This window comes from Aquimarina mycalae (assembly GCF_029906345.1).
Taxonomy (GTDB): domain Bacteria; phylum Bacteroidota; class Bacteroidia; order Flavobacteriales; family Flavobacteriaceae; genus Aquimarina.
The window spans coordinates 791,943-814,534 of sequence record NZ_JARYGY010000001.1; the positions used below are offsets into that span (position 1 = coordinate 791,943).

25 protein-coding genes are annotated in these 22,592 nt (G+C 33.0%); 23 read left to right on the forward strand and 2 right to left on the reverse strand.

Going from position 1 to position 22,592, the window contains the following annotated elements; all coding sequences use genetic code 11:
* Positions 1–58: 58 nt before the first annotated feature.
* The gene (locus tag QBK95_RS03465) at positions 59–829 is read left to right on the forward strand and encodes an SOS response-associated peptidase (protein ID WP_280930581.1); all 771 of its coding nucleotides are present in this window, start codon (positions 59–61) and stop codon (positions 827–829) included.
* Between the two features lie 109 nt (positions 830–938).
* Here QBK95_RS03465 and QBK95_RS03470 read toward each other — a convergent pair whose 3' ends face one another.
* Positions 939–1,412 (reverse strand): hypothetical protein, encoded by a 474-nt coding sequence (locus QBK95_RS03470; RefSeq protein ID WP_280930583.1) that lies wholly within the window; start codon positions 1,410–1,412, stop codon positions 939–941.
* 121 nt (positions 1,413–1,533) lie between these two features.
* Between QBK95_RS03470 and QBK95_RS03475 the strand changes: the two genes are divergently transcribed.
* From QBK95_RS03475 to QBK95_RS03580, 22 genes are all read left to right on the forward strand, one after another.
* A complete protein-coding gene (locus QBK95_RS03475; RefSeq protein ID WP_280930586.1) occupies positions 1,534–2,763 on the forward strand; it encodes a phage portal protein in 1,230 nt (409 codons plus the stop codon).
* Entirely contained in the window at positions 2,753–3,412 is a 660-nt protein-coding gene (locus QBK95_RS03480) for an HK97 family phage prohead protease (protein WP_280930588.1), read from the forward strand. The genes QBK95_RS03475 and QBK95_RS03480 overlap by 11 nt, the downstream gene beginning before the upstream one ends.
* A complete protein-coding gene (locus QBK95_RS03485; RefSeq protein WP_280930590.1) occupies positions 3,399–4,703 on the forward strand; it encodes a phage major capsid protein in 1,305 nt (434 codons plus the stop codon). The genes QBK95_RS03480 and QBK95_RS03485 overlap by 14 nt, the downstream gene beginning before the upstream one ends.
* Before the next feature lie 61 nt (positions 4,704–4,764).
* Entirely contained in the window at positions 4,765–4,971 is a 207-nt protein-coding gene (locus QBK95_RS03490; protein ID WP_280930592.1) for a hypothetical protein, read from the forward strand.
* Positions 4,972–5,532, forward strand: a complete 561-nt coding sequence (locus tag QBK95_RS03495; RefSeq protein ID WP_280930594.1) for a head-tail connector protein — start codon at positions 4,972–4,974, stop codon at positions 5,530–5,532.
* Positions 5,532–5,867: a phage head completion protein gene (locus tag QBK95_RS03500; RefSeq protein ID WP_280930596.1), complete on the forward strand. Its 336-nt coding sequence runs from the start codon at positions 5,532–5,534 to the stop codon at positions 5,865–5,867. Before QBK95_RS03495 ends, QBK95_RS03500 begins: the two co-directional genes overlap by 1 nt.
* A complete protein-coding gene (locus tag QBK95_RS03505) occupies positions 5,860–6,375 on the forward strand; it encodes an HK97 gp10 family phage protein (RefSeq protein ID WP_280930598.1) in 516 nt (171 codons plus the stop codon). Before QBK95_RS03500 ends, QBK95_RS03505 begins: the two co-directional genes overlap by 8 nt.
* A complete protein-coding gene (locus QBK95_RS03510) occupies positions 6,372–6,731 on the forward strand; it encodes a hypothetical protein (RefSeq protein WP_280930600.1) in 360 nt (119 codons plus the stop codon). The genes QBK95_RS03505 and QBK95_RS03510 overlap by 4 nt, the downstream gene beginning before the upstream one ends.
* An 11-nt stretch (positions 6,732–6,742) precedes the next feature.
* Positions 6,743–7,165 (forward strand): phage tail protein, encoded by a 423-nt coding sequence (locus tag QBK95_RS03515; protein WP_280930603.1) that lies wholly within the window; start codon positions 6,743–6,745, stop codon positions 7,163–7,165.
* A gap of 11 nt (positions 7,166–7,176) precedes the next feature.
* Positions 7,177–7,554, forward strand: a complete 378-nt coding sequence (locus QBK95_RS03520; protein ID WP_280930605.1) for a hypothetical protein — start codon at positions 7,177–7,179, stop codon at positions 7,552–7,554.
* Positions 7,555–7,727: 173 nt separating this feature from the next.
* Positions 7,728–7,907 (forward strand): hypothetical protein, encoded by a 180-nt coding sequence (locus QBK95_RS03525; RefSeq protein ID WP_280930607.1) that lies wholly within the window; start codon positions 7,728–7,730, stop codon positions 7,905–7,907.
* The gene (locus QBK95_RS03530; protein ID WP_280930608.1) at positions 7,888–10,032 is read left to right on the forward strand and encodes a phage tail length tape measure family protein; all 2,145 of its coding nucleotides are present in this window, start codon (positions 7,888–7,890) and stop codon (positions 10,030–10,032) included. Before QBK95_RS03525 ends, QBK95_RS03530 begins: the two co-directional genes overlap by 20 nt.
* The gene (locus QBK95_RS03535) at positions 10,032–12,878 is read left to right on the forward strand and encodes a hypothetical protein (protein WP_280930610.1); all 2,847 of its coding nucleotides are present in this window, start codon (positions 10,032–10,034) and stop codon (positions 12,876–12,878) included. Before QBK95_RS03530 ends, QBK95_RS03535 begins: the two co-directional genes overlap by 1 nt.
* Before the next feature lie 9 nt (positions 12,879–12,887).
* Positions 12,888–13,046, forward strand: a complete 159-nt coding sequence (locus QBK95_RS03540; RefSeq protein ID WP_280930612.1) for a hypothetical protein — start codon at positions 12,888–12,890, stop codon at positions 13,044–13,046.
* Between the two features lie 2 nt (positions 13,047–13,048).
* Entirely contained in the window at positions 13,049–13,363 is a 315-nt protein-coding gene (locus QBK95_RS03545) for a hypothetical protein (RefSeq protein WP_280930614.1), read from the forward strand.
* A 2-nt stretch (positions 13,364–13,365) separates the two neighbouring features.
* A complete protein-coding gene (locus QBK95_RS03550; RefSeq protein ID WP_280930616.1) occupies positions 13,366–14,247 on the forward strand; it encodes a hypothetical protein in 882 nt (293 codons plus the stop codon).
* Positions 14,248–14,279: 32 nt separating this feature from the next.
* Positions 14,280–14,609, forward strand: coding sequence for a hypothetical protein (locus QBK95_RS03555; RefSeq protein WP_280930618.1), 330 nt, complete (start codon positions 14,280–14,282; stop codon positions 14,607–14,609).
* Positions 14,606–14,881, forward strand: a complete 276-nt coding sequence (locus QBK95_RS03560) for a hypothetical protein (RefSeq protein ID WP_280930620.1) — start codon at positions 14,606–14,608, stop codon at positions 14,879–14,881. The genes QBK95_RS03555 and QBK95_RS03560 overlap by 4 nt, the downstream gene beginning before the upstream one ends.
* A 3-nt stretch (positions 14,882–14,884) precedes the next feature.
* A complete protein-coding gene (locus tag QBK95_RS03565; protein ID WP_280930622.1) occupies positions 14,885–19,123 on the forward strand; it encodes a hypothetical protein in 4,239 nt (1,412 codons plus the stop codon).
* A gap of 6 nt (positions 19,124–19,129) precedes the next feature.
* Entirely contained in the window at positions 19,130–19,384 is a 255-nt protein-coding gene (locus tag QBK95_RS03570) for a hypothetical protein (protein WP_280930624.1), read from the forward strand.
* Positions 19,385–19,543: 159 nt separating this feature from the next.
* On the forward strand, positions 19,544–19,969 hold the full coding sequence (locus tag QBK95_RS03575; RefSeq protein WP_280930626.1) for a TIGR02594 family protein: 426 nt from the start codon (positions 19,544–19,546) through the stop codon (positions 19,967–19,969).
* Complete coding sequence (locus QBK95_RS03580) at positions 19,966–20,322, forward strand: hypothetical protein (RefSeq protein WP_280930627.1); 357 nt, start codon at positions 19,966–19,968, stop codon at positions 20,320–20,322. Before QBK95_RS03575 ends, QBK95_RS03580 begins: the two co-directional genes overlap by 4 nt.
* 688 nt (positions 20,323–21,010) lie before the next feature.
* On the opposite strand, the gene QBK95_RS03585 is transcribed toward QBK95_RS03580, so the two are convergent.
* Positions 21,011–22,591 carry an FAD-binding protein gene (locus tag QBK95_RS03585; RefSeq protein WP_280930629.1) on the reverse strand — a complete coding sequence of 527 codons (1,581 nt, stop codon included), beginning with the start codon at positions 22,589–22,591 and terminating at the stop codon, positions 21,011–21,013.
* Position 22,592 lies beyond the last annotated feature (1 nt).

Below are 22,592 nucleotides of genomic sequence, written 5' to 3' on the forward strand. Positions count from 1 at the left end.
ATTTTCCAATATTATAAAATAAAAGAGTTTGTATATTTGAAATGGAAATCAAGTTTATATGTGTTACGAAGCATCACAAGCAAGAAAAGTTAAGAGATTGGAAGAACATTATGGTGTTAGAAGGTCTGAGAAATTTGAAATTTCAGATACTGATTTTATTGCATATCACTTAAGAGGTCTAGATCATCCTGAGATGTTAGTGATACCTCAAGAAAGTAAAGAAGAGCTACATCCTATGATTTGGGGTATTATGCCAAGTTATAAGAATGGATTCCAACTTAATGATTACTATCAACAGGGAAAGAACAATGTGTATAGTCTTAATGCACAAAGTGAAAAAATATTTACTTACGATACCTACAAAGATTCTATTCTAATAAAAAGGTGTATTATTCCTGTAACTGGCTTTTTCGAGCCTCATAGTTTTATGAATACTACTTATCCTTTTTATTTTACGGATAAGGTAGATGGAATATTATCCATTGCTGGTATTTATACGGAATCAGCGGATGGAATGGTCAGAACTTTTACCATGTTAACTAAAAAAGCTTCGAATTTATTCAGTACTATTCATAATAAGGATCCAAGAGGACATCGACAGGTAGTGTTACTCAATAAGGATTTACAAAAGGAATGGTTACGATGTGATTTAAATAAAGAACATATAACAGAACTTATTAATCTTGCTTATGATGATTCAACATTAGAATATTATCCAGTAAGTAGAAATCTATATTCACCTAAAATAGAAAGCAACTCAGAATATATTATCCAAAAAGCAGATTACCCAGAGTTAGCCTTTAATATGGATTTAATTGGTTTAATTTAATAGAATGGACGATTTTGAATGGTGGTTCATACCACTAGGAATAATAATATGGCTTCTTGGTGGGTGGTTTAATCATTATCTCAGAAATAACAAATATAAGAAGTAATCTTCATTCTTTATTATCTAATATTTCTTTAATCATCTGATGCTTCTCTTTATTTTTTTCATAAGTATCTCCTTCTAATGCAATAATAATAATGTATACTTTTCTTAATATACGATAATGGAGCAATAAATCAATTATACTAATCAAAAAAGAAGTTAAAGAGAAAATAGTAGTAAAAGCACGGAACCCTAGAGGTATCGAGGCTTCTGAAATTCCTGTATAAATTATTAGAAAGCCTAAAAAAAACAATGCATAAAAACCTCTCATTAGAAATTGTATTTTATACATTTCCAAAAAACCTCTTTTTATTACCATCTTAGTGATCAATTTTTCTCTACCATCCTTATAATATAACCATAGACTTTTATATTTTTTATTAGTAATCCCAATAAGTTTTAATAACATATAAAACGTAAACGCACTCAAAATCCCAATTATGTATTTTCCATATACTGGATGATTTAATATTTCCCACATAGTTAATTAGTTTACCCAAATATAGGAGATTTTTCCCTTAATTATATAAAGGCATAAATTATGCCCTTTTAATCTCTCCTCCTGCTCTAATTTTATCACTCATAAATTTAGTTAGTTTATTTTGAGTTTAGTTTTAAGAGCATTGCAATCACCATTTCATTCATTTTCGCGTTCTGCGACAAATGGTGATAATAAGGATTTAACAGGGGGAATCTTTTCTATGTTCGCTAATTTGAGTAAAAGCGGTCAGGTAGTAAATTATCAGACCGCTTTATCTTTATCCGCTGTTTATAATGCAGTTGATCAAATTTCCAATGATATCGCAAAGCTTCCAAAAGGAGTTTTTGAGAAAGTTGGTAAAAACCGATTCCGTAAACCTGAACATCCTGTTGATTATTTAATTAGTAAACGACCCAATGCTATGATGACTCAATTTAGTTTTCATAAAGCATTGATGGTTTCTGCTTTGCTTCGTGGTAACGGAATCGCGGTTATAAAAAGAAATTCCTATACTGGTTTTCAAGAATCATTTGATTTTATAGAGCCTGATAATCTTAATGATATCCGTAAAAAGGACGGCAAACTATATTATGACATAAAAGGATATAGAAACCTTCTATCCTCAGAAGATGTTATACATATTCCTGGATTCTCTTTTAATGGAGTTTACGGCATTTCGGTTTTTAAATATGCGACCCAAAACTTAGGTGCAGCACTTTCTTCCGAAACATTTGCAGATGAAAATTTCAAAAGTAAAGGGTTATTAGCTGGAATTATTAAGTCAGATAAAGCTTTAAAGCCTAATCCTAAAACGATGATAGCGGATGCAATGGAGCATAGATTATCCAAAGGCGGTACTCATAACATCGGTGTTTTAGATGAAGGAATGGATTTTATGCCTATTACAGCGAATGCTCAGGAAGCTTCATTGATTGACTGGAAAAAGATTTCTACAACCGATGTTGCAAGATGGTTTAACATCGCTCCTCATAAAATTAAACACTTAGAAAATGCTACTTACAGTAATATTGAGCAACAGTCTTTAGAACACGGATCAGATACTATTGCACCTTGGGCAAAACGTGTAGAAGAAGAGTATGATTACAAGCTTTTTACTGAAGAAGAAAGAATCAATCACTATGTTAAGATTAATACGAATGCTTTGATTCGAACCGATATTAAAACCAAAGGTGAATACTACGGTAGATCTATTAACTATGGTTGGCATACTAGAAATGAGATAAGAAACCTAGAAGATTATAACAGTCTTGATGGTTTAGATGAGCCCTTAACACCTGCTAATACATTAACACTAGAACAAATCGAAAAACAGTTTAAAGATGAAAACTAAAAGAGTTTATATCCCTACGTATGTAAGAAGTGAGTCTGGTTTTGAGCAAGATCAAAAAGAGTTTGATTTTGTGATTACTACAGATAAGCGAGATAGTTACGGTACTGTTTTCACAAATGATGGATGGGGATTCGAAAGATACAAGGATAATCCTGTGGTTTTCTATCAACATAGATCTAGTGGTGATGATCCTGATAATTTAATCGGTAGAACTGTAAAAGGACCTTGGAAAGAAACTTTATCGGATGGTTCTCAGGCTTGGGTGGCACGCGTACGATTAGAAGATGAAGATGTTAACCCAAAAGCGGAAAAAATTCGAAAAAAAATAATTGCAGGTTCGCTTCGAATGGCTTCCATAGGTGCCGATGTACATGATTATCGGATGGGTAAAAAAGATCAAGGTGAAGATGAAAATGATGTGTATTTCACTCGTCAGGATCTCTTTGAGTGGAGCGTAGTTAATATTGGATCTAATACAGGTGCAAATGTAAAACGAGCAGTTGAAATATTTCAGGAAATACGATCTGAATTATCCGCTGATTATAAAAGTGCGGAAGATCAGGAAGATAATAAGAAAAATGGGCTTTCTGTTTCGAAAGCTCGCTTAGCAATTTATAAATCAAAAAGTAAGTACAATGAAAAAAAGTGATGCGTTAAAACAAAAGCGAGCTTCCTTAATAAGAAAATGGGATGCTATTGTAAAAAATGCGGAAAATGAGGAAAGAGCGGATTTTTCTGAAGAAGAACAAAAAGAAATTGATCAAATTAGATCAGATATTGATGATTTTGATAAAAAGATTGAGGAAGCTGAAGATTTCGAAAAGCGTCAGAAGGAAATAGCAGAAACAGTTACAGGTACTTCTCTAACGGATGGTGCAGAGCAAGAAAAGAATCAAGTTAAAGAGCGTTTTTCAATTACTAAAATGCTTAGAACTGCTTTAAAAGGTGCAGCACAAGAAGGAGCGGAAAAAGAAGCACAGGAAATTGCAGTGCAAGAAAACAGAGATGCAAAAGTAGATTTTGATACACCTCAAAAAGGTGTACGGGTAATGGTACCGCTTTCTTTTATAAGAGCAGATCAACAAACAGTTACGCAAGATTCAGGTGATTTTGGTGGTAAATTGGTTCAAGATCAAGCTCCTCGTGTGATTCAAGCACTAGAACCAAAACTTTGGATTCAAAAAATGGGAGCAACCCTCTTAACTGGGCTTTCTGGTGGATCAATTCCAATGCCAGTTTCTAACTCGTATAACTTTGAATGGTTAACAGAGGATGGAGCAATCACCAAGCAAAAAAATGAATTTACTGGACCGACATTAGATCCTAAAAGATCAGGTGCAGCAGTTTCTATAAACAATCGTTTGATTATGCAATCTTCGGTAGATGTAGAAGCATTGGTGAGAAGAAATTTAAGTAAAGGTTGGGAAAACACGATCAACTCCGCAGCTATTAACGGCATTGCTCCTGCTCCTACTGGTTTGTTAAATTACGTAGGTGTTAATGTAGCTGATGCAGTAAATGCTCAGGAAGCAAATTATGCTAGAATTGTTGAGTTACAAGGATTAATTGAAGAGGATGATGCAACCGAAAATAGTTTAGGATATTTATTACATCCTAAATTAAAGGCTGCATTAAAAACTAAATCTAAGGATGAAGGTTCAGGTCGTTTCATTATCGAAGGAAATGAGCTTGATGGATTCCCATTCCAATCAACGTCATTAGTTCCTGTTGGTGACGATGCGGGTACTGCAGTTTATCCACTTATTTATGGTGACTTCTCTCAAATGTATATAGGTCAATGGGGTGCTGTTTCATTTATGGTGAATCCATATTCTGAAGATCTTACAAATAGTATACGTGTTGTTGTAAATACACACGCAGATATTGCAATTGCAAATCCGAAAGCTTTTGCTAAGAATTCATTCTTGACAAACGCATAACTTAAATTCTAAAGTATAATTAAAACTCCTTCTAAGGGAGGGGTTTTTTAAATATAAAACAATGGCGCAGAAAAAAGAAGTATTACAGATTAGAGTAAAAAAATCCCTTTGGGGAAAGTTTAATTTACCGTATGCAGTAGGACATTCTCCTGAACTTGAAAAAAAATTAGCTGAAAAATTAATAGAACATGGTTATGCTATTACTGAAGCAGATGCTAAAAAACTAGATAAAACTAATTCAGGAGAATCAGATAACACTGAGGAGTAAATGAACCTAAACTATAACATATCTAATCCTGATCTGGCCGTCTTAGAGTATATCACTTTAGATGTTGCTAAAGCACATCTAAAGATTGATTACGATTACGAAGATGATTTGATTACACAATATATCATTTCAGCTATTACTATGGCAGAAGAATATACTGGCTTGTATATCTATCAGCGTCAGGTTAAGATTTGTGCTAATAGTTTTCCTAATTCTTTGGTCTTAGAATATACGCCTGTATTAGATAAGGTTTTTACTGTAAACTATTTTGATGAAACAAATACTGAGCTGGAATATAAAGAGTATAGATATAATGGTACTCCTGCATCAAAGGATTGTTTGATTCATGATTCTTCAGGTTCATTTCCTGAAACTTATGATCGAATAGATGCGGTTAGTTTTTCTTATGTGGTTGGAATGACACAAAAAACGTTACCAGAAGTTATCTATCAGGCAATTTTGTTGATGGTGTCGGATTTTTATGAATTTCGAACAGATCGCTCCGAAATTGTATCTACAAGAGCTCAAGCATTAATGAGGCCGTTTAAAAAATTTATCTAATGAAGGATTTTGTGTTTATAGGTAAAATGGATCGTCGCATCGATATCGTTAAAAAAATCCCAACAAAAGGAAGTACAGGGGCAGATTATTTAACATCCGTTAATATAGCTTCGGTTTGGGCAAGTAAAAAACCTTTAAAAAGCGATGAGTCAGTAGATGACAAAGTAGTGATGATTAATTCGGACCAATTTGTTATTAGGTATCACCCAGATATAGTAAAGGAAAAGATTCAGCACTTGTATGTAGTTGATAATAATGTAGAGTTGAATGTTTATGGTGTAGAAAAAGTTGGGAGAAAACAGTTTTTAAAGCTGAATTGCGATCGCCGTGAATAAAAGAATTTTTGAAATAAAAGGGTTTGGTGAGTTAACTGCAAAGATTAAAAAACTACCAGATAAGGCAAAAAGAAAAGAAGTTCTTAAAATTTTACGTAAGTCGGCCAGATCAACAGTAAAAGAAGCTAGAAACCAAGCGCCAAAATCTAAAAAAACACATGTCCTGAAAGGTGGAAAAAAAGTTGATCCAGGTAACACTAGAAAATCTATTGGAATTCAAGTTGCTCGTAGAGCTAGAAATCCAATGATTGTAGTACGGCCCAAATCAAGTGGTCGTTATGATGGTTTTTATGCACGTGCATTCGTGATTTTCGGTCACAATATATACCGTGTCGGGTTTAAAAGAAATCGTCGGGGTAATAGCAGGTTCAATTCAAAAGGTGCAACTGGTAGAATACCTGCTAATAAATTTATGAATCGAGCAAAAGATAAGACTGAGGGAAAAGTAAGTAGAGAAGCTTTAGTAAGCACAGAGAAATATATTCAAAAGTTGATAGATCGATTATGAGACAAACATCAGATTTAATAAACGCCTATTTAACGGGATTCAATAGTGAATATGATGGTATTAAATTAACAGATGTTTCTCCTATTGTTGCTTGGCAAGACGCCAAATATCCTTTTGCTGTATTTAAAATAGATCGTAGACCAGCTTATTCCAAAAATGGAATGTTTGAGTATGATGTACAGATCAGAATTATAAGTGAGAATTATGAATCACTAATGGATTTGACTGATGGGCTTACCGAATTTTTAGATCAGTACAAAGAATTGATTTATCAAGGAACGGAATCCGAGATTAACCCTGATAAACCAAGTGAACATATTATAACTAATACATATCAAATAATTAAAAATTCTTAATAAAACAAACGATGGCAGCAGGTCAATTTTACAGAGGAGAAAATTTAAGATTAAGCTTTCAAGGTGACAATCTTTATCATGCCACTTCATGTGGATTAAGTATCTCTACAGCTACGGAGGAATTAGCTAGTAAAGATATAGAAGGAACTGAAATATCAATGGGTAATTACTCTGGCACATTATCTACTGAAGCTCTATTAGCAGATAAACCAGTCGCACCTGCAACTTATGTAGACCCAATTGAATTAGCTGAATATCAGTTAAACAAAACACTATTAGATTGGGAGTTTACAACAGGTGTCGCAGGAGATAAAAAGGTTTCTGGTCAATGTTACGTGACACAATCAGATTTCACAGCAGAAAATCAGCAGGTAGGTACTGCATCATTCTCATTCTTGGTGAGTGGTGATATTGCAATTGAAACAATAGTATAAAATAAATAGATATGAATACCATCGGGAATATTAAAATTAAAGGTAAAGATTATAAATACTCATTCAAAATGAAATCAAGGCGTTTGTTTATGGAAGCGCTCGGATTAAAGTATTTGTCAGAATATGATGATAGAGTCAAGTCAATACAACCAGATGAAAATAATGAAGTGACAATGGATGGACTTTTTACATTTGGTAATTTATTGTTAACGGGTATACAAGCAGAAACAAATGAAAGATTACCATTTGATGCTGACGATTTGTTAGACGAGTTTGTTAATGATCCTTCTCTAATGAGTAAAGTAGTTCAATTTTTTGTCAAAAATCAAGAGTTAAAAAAGGCTTCTAAAATTCCTGATGGTAGGGGAAAGTCAAAGAAAGGGGAATAGAAAATTCTGTTTCCCTAACCTTTGACGATTTAGAGTCATTAGCTTGTGGTGAAATAGGCTTAGATCTAAACTATTTCTATGATTTAACTCCAAGGCAATTTCAAAATATTAGTGAAGGATATCTTAATAAAACCGAAAGGAATCAACGTTTCAAATGGGAACAAGTAAGATACTTGGCGTTTTGGTCTACAAAACAAACATTAAAAAAAGTAAGTAAACCATCTGACTTAATCCAATTTGATTGGGATGATCAGTCGGTTAATGAATTGATAGATGATAGAACACCAGAAGAGAAACTAAAGGATATTAAAAAAGTTTGGGAGAAAATAGACAATGGCAGCACCGATAGTTAATATAAAATTTTTAGCAGACTTAAAACAGTTTTCTACAGGTATGCAAAATGCATCCCGAAAAATGGATAATCTAGGTAGGAAGATTAAAAAAGTAGGAGTTGGATTGTCTGTTGGTTTAACCGCTCCGATTGTTGCGCTGGGTTTTGAATCTGCTAAGGCTTTTGATAAACAATCAAAAGCCATTGCTCAAGTGGAACAAGGTTTGCTGAGCACGGGTAATGCTGTTGGTTACACTTCTGATCAGTTGCAAGGATTGGCTTCTGATTTACAAAGCAATTCACTTTTTGGTGATGAAGAGATATTAAAAAGTGTAACGGCTCAACTATTGACTTTTACTAATATCGCAAATGAACAATTCGGAAGAACTCAGCAAGCTGCATTGGATTTAGCTACTAGATTAGATGGTGACCTAAAAAGCGCATCTATTCAATTGGGTAAGGCTTTAAATGATCCAATTGCGAACTTATCGGCTTTAAGTCGATCTGGAATTCAATTCAGTGAAGATCAGAAAAAAGTAATTAATAGTTTAGTTCAGTCAAACAGATTAGCTGAAGCTCAATCGATTATTTTAAATGAACTTGAAAAACAATATGGTGGCAGTGCGGCGGCAGCGGCAAAAGCAGGTACAGGGCCATTTAAACAATTATCGAATATAATAGGAGATATATCTGAAGATTTCGGTAAAATAATAGTCGAAGCGCTTTTACCCTTTGTGGAAAATATCAAAAGTATAGCTACTGGTTTTAAAAATTTATCTCCAGAAACAAAAAAATTCATTGTTATTATTGGTGGAATTGCGGCAGCTATTGGTCCACTACTTGCTTTAGCAGGGACAATATTACCTGCTATCTTAACTGGTTTTACAATATTAACAGGACCTATTGGATTAGTTGTTGCCGCATTAACTGCAATAGGAGTTATTATAGCTAAAAACTGGGAACCAATCAAAGGAACGTTGGTCGACATCGCTAACTATTTTATCGATTTATATAATGAAAGTGTGGTTTTTAGAACTGGTGTTGAAGTAATTATAACTACGTTTAAAAATGTATTCCGTACTGGAAAATTTGTATTTAATGCACTGGGAGATTTAATCTCCTTAGTAGCTGGTAACATAAAAAACGCATTTGTTGCGGTTGGTGATTTAATCAAAGCTGTTCTAACTGGTAATTTCGAGGATATTCCCAATGTTCTTTCAAAGACCTTTGCTAAAGGGCTAAATAATTTAAAAGATTTTTCAAAATCTATTTCAGAAGAGTTTAATTCTTTGAAAACCGATATAGATGAAAATTTGAAAGAAGGTATTAATAATGCTTTAAATCGAAGAGCGTATAAGTTGGACCCAGACAATGTTGATTTAAATCCATTTAAAGATACTATTCAAAATGCAGTCAAGGAAGGAATTAATTCGGGCTTTGGTAATGGTCAAGATAGAACTCCGCAAGTAGAAAGTGTAGGTGATTTAACTTCCTTGGATGTTACCTCGAGTGATCTATCAATTGCTGGTATCAATTTCGAAGGAATGAATACTAGTTTAGACGAGTTTGCAAGTGGTGTAGAATTAAGATTAGCCGATATCAGAGAAAAGGCGGAACAGTTCAGACAATTAATGCAAGAAACTTTAGGAGAAGGATTAACTAATGTATTTGATTCATTTGCAAGAAGTTTTACTAATAGTTTAGGGTTAGCTGAAAATGGATTAGAGGGTTTTTTAAAAGTTCTAATTCAAGGTGTTACAGAAATTATTTCCGCTTTCCTAGCTCAGTCCATTGCTGGTGCAATTGCTGGAGGTACACAAGCTGGAGCGGCTACTGGACCAGCCGCGGTTGGTGCGATTCCTGCATTCATTGCGCAACTTACTGGTGTGGTGTTAAGTGCGTTTGCAGCTATACCTCAATTTGCCACAGGAGGTATAGTTGGTGGTTCTTCTTATTATGGTGATAAAATATTAGCAAGACTTAATTCAGGTGAATTAATACTTAATAAGGCCCAACAAAAGAATTTATCGAATCAAATTGATAATACTGGAGTAAAAGTGAATTTATTTGGAAATCTCGATATAGAAGGTGAGAAAATTCGGTTTTTACTTGATAAAGTTGATAACAGAATAAATCGTATTGGCTAATGGGTGAGTGTTTTAATATAAAAATATTTGATACCGATAATCCTGATTTAGAAACTATTATTGAAAAGTGCTCTAAAAACGGTGCTGTATTATCTTGGCAAGGTGGCGATGAAAAGGATACTCCAATTGTTGGTTCTAACTTATCGTTTAATATGCTTGATGAAAAGTTTGAGGATGGAAGGTTCTTCGAATTGTATACTGGCAATGAGAGTAGGTACAAAATAGAGGTGTTCAAAAAACAAATCCAGAATAATGAGATAATTGATATCCTGTTTTGGAAAGGTTTTTTGTTACCTGAACAATACAATGAACCTTTTCAAAACGGACAATTTTTTGTTAGTTTCCTAGCTACTTGTGGATTGGGAAGATTAAGAGGTAAGTATTTAGATGATTCGTATTACTCTGAGGAATATAGCGTTATAAATTTTATTAGTTCTTGTTTACGTTTAACCTCGAATACAGCTGATTTATATTTTAGTCCAGCTATAACAAATCCAAATGCTCGTTTTGATAAGATTTTTATTGATGGAAACACTTTTACCGATAGTTCAAAAAAATACGATGCCTATAGAATTTTAGAAACTATTTGCGGTGATTTATTATGTTCTGTTTTTATGGAATATGGTAATTGGTTTGTGGTCGGTTATAATAAAAAAGCAATTAACAAAATAAACTATCAAGTTTTTGATTCGTTAGGTGTCTATTTGTATGATAAACTAATTACAAAAAAACCTATTGATGTAAAAAAGAAAGCTATTGGAAGGCCTCAGATATCTGTAATATCTCCACTAAAAAACATCAATGTAGTTCATCCATTAGCTCTGACAGAGATTCCAGAAAATGTTTACAAAGAATCCCGTGATGGTTGGTTGGTAATCAATGAATCTTTAGTTGAGTACTTACCTAGAAATTTGTTCTTAAGTGTAATTCCAAATATAAATTGGGTGTTTATTGATTACGACACTGGCAAGTTAACATTAAAGGGTTTTGAGCCCTTAGACGATTCGCAATATTTATATTTAAAGAATAAAATATATGTAACTAAAGGTCAGAAAATTAATTTATCTGTTGAGTTTTTTATTAACAAAAATGAAGAAGAAAGTCTAAGTGATGAACAGTTGGTTCAATCTGGCCAATGGTTAGGATTAATTAGTGTGTCCGTTGTGATTGATGATTTTAACGGGAATCTTCAAAGGATAGATAGAACTTATGATTTCAAGGCTGATAAAACAGCATCAGATTCTGAGGATTTCATTGTATTAAATAATGGATTTTTAGATATTAGATTGTATAAGCCTGTTGGTGAAGATGATAAGTCTTCAATAAAAAGCATAAGAGTTGATCAAATATCAATAAGGGACATCGAATACAAAGAAAATCAGAATTATCAAGATATTATTAATGATGATTTCTCTATTGAGAAAACTGTTGATTTAACGCTTAATGACGATATTAGGTCTAATCGCAACCTGTTAAGTTTATCAAGACAAAAGATCCAAGACTTCTTATTGTATGAAAAAACAATACCAATCCGAAGTAGTTTTATAAATGATGGATTGGATTATGTTGTATTAGATAATTTTAATATTTTTTTGATTGTCGATAATATTGATAATGTATTTACAAGACAGAATAATTCATCCGATTGGCAGAAGGTAAATAAAATTGATGTTACTTATAATTTTAATAATGGTGATGAGAATGTTTTTACCTATGATTCTGAAAGTTTAGGTTTTGTAATATCTAGGTTCGATGACCTCAAAGTCGATATTTATGACTTTTCATATAGTGCAGGAAACAGAAGTAAATGGATTGAATGGCAAGATGATATATATCAAAATAATTCAAAACGATTTGGTAGGATTGTTGCTGATATTTATAGACGCATGTATGGTTCAGTCCATGTTTCTTTAGATATCAGATTAAAGGGGTATTATTCCTTTTCCTCTTTAATCCTCTTCGGTTTTCGAGGTGATAAATCATTCTATTCCTTACGAACTTCAATCGACTTAACCTCTGGAAATACTTCTGCTAAGTATGTAGAAGCATATTATGGTGCAGATGATACGGTATTAGTTCCTATTTCAGTTGATGCTGGATTAGATCGAAGGATTGAAAACCCTAATATTGTTGTTGCTCAATTTACTGCTATACCTTCTACACCAAATAGTTTCCTTGTTGATGTTCAGTGGGAAATAGTAAGTGGTGAGGGGTTTCTAGGCCCTTCAAATGAGCTTCCTGTTACGCTATATGATTTTGGAAGGAATACAGTTTTAAGTGTTACCATTAGAGATAATTATGGTCAAATCGCTTCGGATCTGGTTGAGATAATTAGAGTAACGGATTTCTCATTGAGCTTAAATAAATTCTATGATGAGTTCGACACATTCCCAAACACTACCAATTCTAATTGGATTAGAAGAACATTAAAATATGATCTTATTATTAATCCTGATCTATTAGGAGATATAATGACACTTAATCATTATGTTTCCGCAACAATGATTGGAGCGCTTTATGTAACAAATTTTGTTTCGATTAAAGTATTCAAAAATGATGTTGAGATATATTCCAAGACACATCTAAGACCCTCCACAGGAGTAGATGTTTATAGTGCTGTTGTATTATCAAATAATTTTTCTATCAGTATAATCCCAGGTGATAATATAATTTATCAAATTGAATTGGCTGCAGATAATAACGATGCTTCTCCACAAGGGGTGAGCAGACTTCACTTATCTGAGATTTTTTTCAGAATACCAAGTGGAGTATTTCAAAATGATTCAGGTAACATAAATAATTTACCATTAACGATTTCTGAAAAATATTCCAACTTAAATGTTTAATAAAATAAAATGGCCGAAAAACATAGAATAGAATTTTGCAACCCAAATCAATTTGAATCTGAAGGAGGAAATGATCTGATTTTTATTGATTTCGAAAAGACCAAACATACTATGGATAGTACTATAGTGAGGTTTGATAGTGATATAATAACCTTAGATAATATATAATTATGCCAGTAGTTGAAATCGATATCGGAAATGCTCCGAATGATGGTAACGGAGATCCATTAAGAACCTCAGGACAGAAGATAAATCAAAACTTTGAATTTTTAAATGATAAGATTGACTCACTTAAATTCATACCTGTTATAGATGGCTTTGCCACTATAAAAAATGGAAATCCGAATAGTGTATCTCACGAAGTGGGAGATGTTATTGCTGGCTATTTTTCCGAAGGTCGATTTATTATAGCTAAAGTAAATGCATTACCAATTACTGACGAAGAAAATCTAAGAATGATATTAGATGATATTAATATAAGCTGAATATGAAAAATCTATTGAAAGTATTAATAATACTATTAGTTGGAAAAGCTTTCTCGCAAGCTCCATCGGTTGATCTATTAAGATTTAAACCGAAGTCTATTAACTTAGTAAATCCAGAAAAAGGTTGGGTATATTATGGGGATGACAATGAATTATATCGATATACGGGATCTGAATGGTTGCCTTTAGGACAAGATCTTACTTTTGGTAATGGTTTAAATATAACCTCGGGTAATGTTAGTTTAGGTGGGAGATTCTTAGATGGTCAAACAACCGAAATATTTATGGAAGGAGTATCTAGATTAGATATATATGATGGTGATGATGATACAGATTTATCCTTTAACTTGATAAAAATAGGATTAACCAGTTCATCTGCAAATTTAGAATCAAAACTTACGACTATTAATGGTGTTGATTTACTGAGAATCGAATCTAGCATGGATCTGGAAATAAGACCAAGTAATCATAGTTCAACAGGTCAAGTGGGGTATGTTTTGACAAAAGTAAGTAATGACGGTTCGGTTGAATGGAATGAAGCTTATAATCCAATTAATTTACCTTTAATCAACCTGTCCTTACCTCCTCCATTAACTTCTTTTACTGCAACAGCACAAGTAAGGAATGGTATGTTAATACTAGATTTTCTGAACTTAGAAGATGTTAACAACCCAACCACAATACAGTTACTTAACTGGGTTTCAGCTCTTCCTGTTGGTTATAGACCTTCACAAACCCAGTACCAAACTGTTGTTAATGTTTATGATACTAATAATGTGATAAGAGTAAAAGTTTCTCCATCGGGTGATATTAATATCAGATATAAATTCCCTTATTCTGGGCTTAATTCCGACATTGATACAACTATATTTTTTGTGATGTAATCTATCTAATATTTAATAACAAAGAAAAACTGATGAATGAAATCGTAAAAATAGATAGTCCTTCGATTGTGAAATTACAGTTTTCTACTCTGGATAAAGTAAAGCTAAAGATTAGAAGACCAGAAATGCCTTTTAATGATAATTTTTCTATAAAGGTATATAGAAACTTGATAAAGAACTCGCTTATTAAAACATATGGTTCATCAGAAGAGGACGATATTGTTGTAGATATTGATGATTATAAACAGATCGAATTTGATTGTGAGGATTTTGGTGTTGGCAATGTTTGTTTTGTTTTGGATGGTTATGGTTTTGGTAACAGACAGTTGATTTATAAAATAAAAATCAAAAATACATTATGAGTATAGAAACAATAGTAATCGTGAATGATGGCGCTCAATCTGTAACAACTAGAAGAACTATTTTTTTAGAAGGATTAGAAATTGCTAAAAAAGAAGGTAATGAACTTCAAAGTGTTCAATCAGGAGATATTTTACTTAGTGGTTGGATGGACGACGATACATCAAATCCTATATCTCCATCCTCATCTTATGCTGCTTTCGGTGAATATAATTCTGGAATGATAAGATTAATTAGTAGTTGGGATAATTATAAATCTATACATGATAAATAAGTTATGAAAAAAGTAATCATTGTAATTGGAATGCTAGTTTGTGTATTGGGGAATGCACAAAGATCTACAAAACCATTTCCGCAAGCAACGGAGCAGGGAAAACCAATGCTGAGAGATAGTGTTACGGGAAAGTATACTGAAGCTAGTATTCAGTATTTAGCAAGCTTACTTAGTTCTTACATTTCTGGTAGTGGATCTGATAATCAACAACTCACAAAATTAGGAGATCTGTTAAATTTAGAAAATGGTGGTAGTGTTGATTTATCTGAATATGCAGATCAGATTATAACTGATTTTTCTTTTAATTCGGGAACAAATGAATTGTCTATTACCTTAGATGGAAATTTAACTTTAACATTAGATTTGTCATCATTAGCTGGAGGTGGTTCTTCAGATACTGCAGCACAAATAGTCGCTAAACTAGAATCTTTGTCTGGAACTTCAAGATTAGATGCTTCAGCGATCCAAAATTTACCTATTGATACGGATAATCAAACATTATCAATATCGGGTAACAATTTAAGTATTAGTGATGGTAATACAATTGTTATTCCAAGTACTGGCGGTGGAAGTGGAGATAATAATTTAAATGAGTTTATAGCAAATACTATTAGTGATTTTACAAATCCTGCCAATGCGGGTAAAATTGCGTGTATACAAAGTGTAATAACTTTAACGGAAGATATTACTGCCGCAGACGGCATCACATTGCAGAATTGTGGAGGGTATTTAGATTTGGATACTTATACATATACTGCCGTAAATGGTAATATTAATCCTATATCTGACGAACTAATTATAGATTCTTTTGACGGAACTATAGCGGGTACGTGGAATACAAATGATCGAATTTCAGCTAGTAATTTTGGGTTAATAGGCGATGGAAAAGAGCATTTTGATGGTAATATCACCACAGGAACAAATATATTAACTTCTTCTTCAGCTAGTTTCACAAACGCTGATGTAGGTGATGTTATTTCTATATATGGTGCCTTGAGTACTCAAACGAATGATTTTAGTAGTGTTCCTACGTTAGTTTCGACAATTGTTAGTGTAACTAATTCTAATACAATAGTAATTCAAGATAATGCTACTCAAACAGTTGCCAATACTAAATTTTTCTATGGAAAGGATAATTTCAATGCAGGAAAAAATGCGATTTACGTAAGAAATCAAAAATCAGGTAAATTCATTTTTAATCAAGGAGTTTATTTAAGGAGTATGACACAAGTTCCAGTGCCAAATCCTTACGGGACTCTTCCTACTACTTGGGCATTCGGAAATGGTACCGATGATATAAGTGTAGAGGCTTTTGGCTCGACCATTCGGGCAATACCTACTAAACATACTGAATTAACTAGTGTATTGATAAGTCATTTTATCAAGTTCCAAGATACTCATAGATCTACTTGGAAAGGAGGTATATTAAGAGGTGAATTTGATTATCATAATTATACAGGTAATCCAGCAGGTGGAACATTACCCGATGAGGGATTTCATGGTCATATATTGGGAACCGCAACGTATGATAGTTATTTCGAAAACCTAAATATAGAATGGTTTACAGGTGATGGAGTATATACATCAGGAGATTTGCAATTCACCAATTACATTAAAGGATCTAATGCACCTTCATATCCAGGAGTAAGTGAATTTATCCAAGGTAATATTAGTGACTCTGGAGTTATAGACGCATCCGATAGTAATTACGCATATACTAATAGTTTAATAGACATTAGTGGTTTTCAATTTGAAAATACTAGAGTTAAAAATTTGTCTAGAATAGGCAGAAGGATCTATCAATTTTCAGGCCCTAGTTTTGCTGGTTGGGCTGGATTAATTACTCCTAGATATAAGGCATATTATTATGATGATTCTGATATATTTCTATTTGCTTCAAAAGAACAAGAATTCTATAAAACATATGAGTTTGATGATAATGTCAAATCTGTTAGGTTGGTAATAGAAATGCCGCTAGATTTAACTGTTATTGATGCTCAGGTTCGTGCTCCTTTAAACCCTGAGAATGTAACCTATAACAATGTAAATATTTCAAACTGTGGTAGACATGGAGGTGCTAATCTTGCCTCTTTTACAACTTGGCAAAACAGTACCATAAAGAATATAGGAAATACGTTACCAGCGTATGGAATCAATATAGAAGATCAAAGAAGGGCAGCAAGAAATGTAAACCTAATTAATTTAAGGTTTGAAAACATGCATGCTGGAGCTATAAATTTTGTTGGAACCGTTGATGTAAAAGTTGATAGGGTAACAGTTGAAGCTAGTACTGATCCTAATCGATTGTTGCACGCAGATTTCGTAGATAATGGATTTGATAGAGGACGAAATACAATTATAACAAACAGTGTATTTAATCATTCAAGCATATCATTGGGGCGGAATAATGTGTTTACCAACAATACTGTTATTAATGGAAGGATAACAATAGAAGGAAACTCTGTAACTGTAAAAGACAACGAATTACATAATGTATTTTTTAATGAACTTAAGAATACTAGTTCAAATAATCGGGTTAAGTCTTTGGTAAAGGATAATCCTATGACATTTGATAAAATAAGAAGTTCTTATATCTTCGGTAATACGGATCTTACATATGACATCATCGATACTGATGTAAGACTTAACGATATTTCCAGAGTTTCTAGTGAAATCACGGATCCTAGTGCTTATAAACCTCTAGATTTTACTGGTTTTACCTTATTCGCTAATATTCCTGTTCCTGTTAACGATTTTGGAGGTGTAATTGAAGGTCTTAAAGTAAGTGGTGCAAGAACTCCATTAACCTCACGAGATTTCATCGGAGCAGCAAATTTTCCTATTACCAATATATCCAATGTTTATAGTGAAGAATCTGTATCTTTTGTAACGGGATTTCCGAAAGATATTATTGTACAGAATTTTACCGTTGATGGGTTCATATATTTTCAATTAACACAATTTGAAAACAGTATTGTATCTCAAACACCGACATTGAATTTTAGCAAATTAATTGCAACGATTCCTGAAGGTGTATTTAATTGGACCAATACCAATTCCTATATTCTAGATACTCCTTCAAAGAATGTGAATTTCAGATTTACTGATAGTGAGTTTAACCTAAACGTAGCAAGTAGTGTAATAGGTAGTTCAAACCGTTTCATGCGACTAAGGCATCTAGGCACAACGATATTTGATAATTGTACATTTAGAAGTACTACTGCGAAAACTATTGATTTTACAAATACGTTGATTTATCCAGCTTCATTAGGTCCCATCACTATAATTGACCCTATTACAGAAGGGATTAGTTTTATACTAAGACCACAAGATCAAATTATAACTAGTGACGGTTCAGGCGGTTCCACAGATTTATCATATGATTCTACAACCAGAGAAATTGGCAGTAGCTCGGGTAATAACGTAATTCTACCAGAAGTAATTGCTGGTGGAGAATCTGGATTGCAATCTGGTTTAGACAAAAGTAAGTTAGATGGAATAGAATCGAATGCGACGGCAGATCAAACAGGAACAGAAATAGTCTCAGCTATTGATTCTGAACTAGGAGGTAATGGTTGGCAAAGTAGTGCAAGTGGTTTGGATACTTCTCAGAATCTAACGTTGGATAATGGTACAAATACCTCCCCAAGAATAGCCGTTAGAAACGTATTTAGTACGAATATATATGAACTGGATTTTTATGCATTGAACGCATCAACATACATACGTGCAAGGAATACAACTGCAGGTACATTGACCTCCATAAATTTTGATGTATCACAATTGAATCCAGCAACCACTGGAGTTACTGATTTTGGATTCTCTGGTAGAAGATTTAGAAATGCGTATTTAACTGGTACGGTCTTCGCTTCTGGTTTAAGCACTGGAGGAACAGGATCGGGATTTCTAAAAGACAATGGAAGTGTAGATACAAACTCCTATTTATCAGCACCTACAATCTCCCAGTTTTCGGTTAATAGAACGGCAGCGTTATCAGAAGCAAATGGCGTAATTAATTTTACTGCAGGAGCTAATTTGACCTATACGATTCAAAATAATGCTACAATTCCTATTTCTGAAGGAAGTAAAATTCTTTTGAATAACGAAGGATCTACATCTGTTACAATTACTCCAGGGTCTGGCGTATCGCTAGTAGGAGGAAATGCAGTTTTAAATACTGGTAAAGCTGCATATATAATTCATGTATCTACAGATGAATGGTTAATTATTAATTTAAATTAAAATAATATGAAAACACGAAACATTATTGGGAAAATATTCTTTTGGAGTATGGGTATGTTATTAACATTTATGGTTTTCTACCCTCACTTACTTGATTACTTTTATTTGACGGATAGAGTTCCTAAGAAATTCGAGTTATTTGGAAAGGATGGTGCAATTCTATCAATAGCCTTTGTGTTCTGTTGGGGTGGTGCTAAATTCATAAAAATCTCCGATTCTTTAATCAATAAGTTTAGTAAAAATGGAAACCCAAATGAATAAACCATTATTTGAGATTTGTATGTTAGTTATTGCTCTTTTTACTGGAAGCTTTGTTGAACAATTCTTCTTAAAAACTATTTTATCAGCAGGACCCCTTATTATAGCTACTACCCTAGCCTTCTATTGGAAAAGAATTTTGTTAACCAAAAAATTAGATAAATGGATCACTTCCTTAAAGCGATTTCTCAATATGGAATCAAAGAAATAAAAGGTATCAACGATAATCCTGAAGTGTTAAAATACTTTGATGAAATCGGTTTCGATGGTAAAAAAATGAAAGATGAGACGGCTTGGTGTTCAGCATTCGTTAATTGGTGTTGTAAGGTAACAGGATATGAATTTACAGGAAAACTTAACGCGAGAAGCTGGCTGAATGTTGGGATAAATGTTGAATTACCAGCGCAAGGAGATATAGTTATTTTATGGCGTGAAAATCCTAAAAGTTGGAAAGGTCATGTTGGTTTTTTTGTTAGAGAAACAAATGGGTTTGTGTATATTTTGGGAGGTAATCAAAATAATCAAGTTTCTGTTAGGGCGTATCCAAAGAAAAAATTAATACAATATAAAAGGCTTAAGAAATTATGATTGGTATAAACTTCAAAAACTTAGCAGAGAATTTAATTATAATCGTTATTATGTTAATAGTAGGAATGACAGGTGGTTATTATTTTTCGCTTACAGCAGCAGAAAGAATGTTAAATAATCAAAAATCACTAATTGAGGCCGCTATAAAAAAAGAGACCACCAGTATTACTAACGAATTTAACACTGAGATAAAAAAATTAAAAGCAAAAAAGGGTAGTAATGTTGATTTTTCCGTTGATCCAACCTTAGAAAATACAGCAGAAACCAATATTATTAAATCTAAAGATTCTATCAAAAAAAAGAAAAAGGGGCTTTTTAAAAGAATATTTGGGTCGAATAAAGATAGCAAATAGAATATAATAGTTTACGAAAAGTTTACGATACATTAATAATAATTTCCTTAATTATTGTTATACAATGTTTTACAATAACATATATCTTGATTACGGCTCAAGAGGTTGCAGGTTTGAATCCTGCCGAGGTCACAAGCAAAAACCACAATCACTTAATAACAAAGTAGTTGTGGTTTTTTTTATTGTGTAAAACTCTAATTTGTAACAGCTTTTGTAACGTAAATATTTTATTTACCATGATCTGTAAATGGCTCAACATAGATACTATTCTATCTTATTTATAAATTACTATAGGGATACAATTCAAAGAGACCTTAAAACATACGCACAAGAGTAATGAAAATGTATGGTGACTAACACACCTCAACTCTCTAAAACCAAGGTACTCGAATATATTAACAACTTTCTATTTAAAAGAATAAACGACAAAAACATATAGAAGGTTAAAAGGGTGACATAGGTAAGCTAATCGACACTCTTCTCTCTTAAACAAAAAGTCAAAAAGTTTTGAGCAAAAAACAAAACCCAAGACCCCACTACCCTTCTATATATTCGATTTTCTTTTTTGAACCTAGAGGGTTATTTTATCTATATACTCTAATGCCCCGATCTTTGTCAAAAATTTTATTGTTCGATATAAAGGGGTATTCTCAATAGCCACACTAATATAAAGTACTGATATCAAATATTAAACAATTTCACCCTGAGTTTTATCTAAACCACACACTTCCATAAATTCATTTGTAAAGACCGACATGGAAGGGATTGTCATCAAATGATTTCGAGCATCAATCCACGATGCTACAGAGGCAGTACCATACATTCTTTTTACTCTTTTTTCATTGAGATTAAAATTGATCTTACCCCAATGCAATGTATATGGTATTTGTTCTTCTTCAAAGATACTCCATACAGCATTTAAAAATTCTCTTGAAGCTTTTCCATCTAATCCATCCATTTCTAAAACGCAGGTTTTAGAAAATTTAGTAAACCCTAAAGTTGCTTTCGTCCCTTTAACATAACGAAGTGAAAAACCACCAGGAAAGGGCTTTTGTTTATTTACTTCCATTATTAATTCTACTGCTCTAGCAGAATCTTCTGCGGTTATTCCTATAGCAGCACTAGCTACTTGCCCTCTAAATTTTGTAAAATTAAATATCTGCCCTATAGTCCCTGTTTGAGGGTCTCTAGGCTTAAATGCGTCTTTAAACATTACATTTACTAATGGAGGTATCATTACATCCGAAATAAAAGAAAGACGATCTAAAAGGCTAGAAATAATTCCTAATAAATCTTCTCCATATTTAAAGTTGCTAGACGGAAGTAAGTTTATTACATTTGGATCATAAGGCATTTTAAACATATACTTTAGGAAAGCTCCTTTTTTTGTGTTGTTTGGTTTGAAATTATGCAAATTAAAAAGTACTTCAAAATGATATAGCTCCTTGTTTGGTTCCTCGCCCTCTAAAACCAAATCACTAAAATCCAATTGTGTCATCGCCTTTTTTAAAGGAGCACTAAAGGGGATATTACCTATACGTCGTTCTTCTAATAAAAATTGAGATTCTGTTTCAATCATAACCCCATGTATGAATCCAAAACTTCCAAAACTAACTAAAGCTGCATTGAATATTTCATCATCCTTGATTACCTCATCTACTTCTAATCGTTCTGTCCATGTATTAGAAGCTACAGGGTAGGATGCACGTTCAATCCAGACATGTTTATCAGCCCCTGAAACAATATGAAGTCCTACTACAAAATCTTGAATAGCACCTACTTTAAAGGCTGCTCCATGGGTTCCTGTTGAAAGTGCTCCCGCAATGGTTTGCCCATTACTGCCTCCAGAAGCTTTAATAGAGCGTTGTGGTTTTTTTTGAGAAAGTCTCGTGTTAATTTGATGAATTTTAGTTCCACATTGTAAAAAATACAAATCTTCAGAGCTTTTAGCATATCCTGCGTTTATATCTTGATTGATTACTCTAAATGAAAACGTTAAAGAAAGGGTGTCAATAATACCTCCATCGGTTACACCTACTTTTGAAAACGACCAACCTCTACCTAAAGCTCTTAATCTTATGTTTCTATCGATAGCATGATTTATTAACCATTGAAAATTTCTAGTTGTAGCACGGTATCTATTCCACCCTGTTCCCCCTTTAGGATTCCTTAATTTAAACGAAGCATCCCTAATTAGTTTTTGAGTAAAATTTTCGTGAGAATTTGTCCATTGCGATTTCGGTCGTAAACTAATACCTTCTGGAATCATA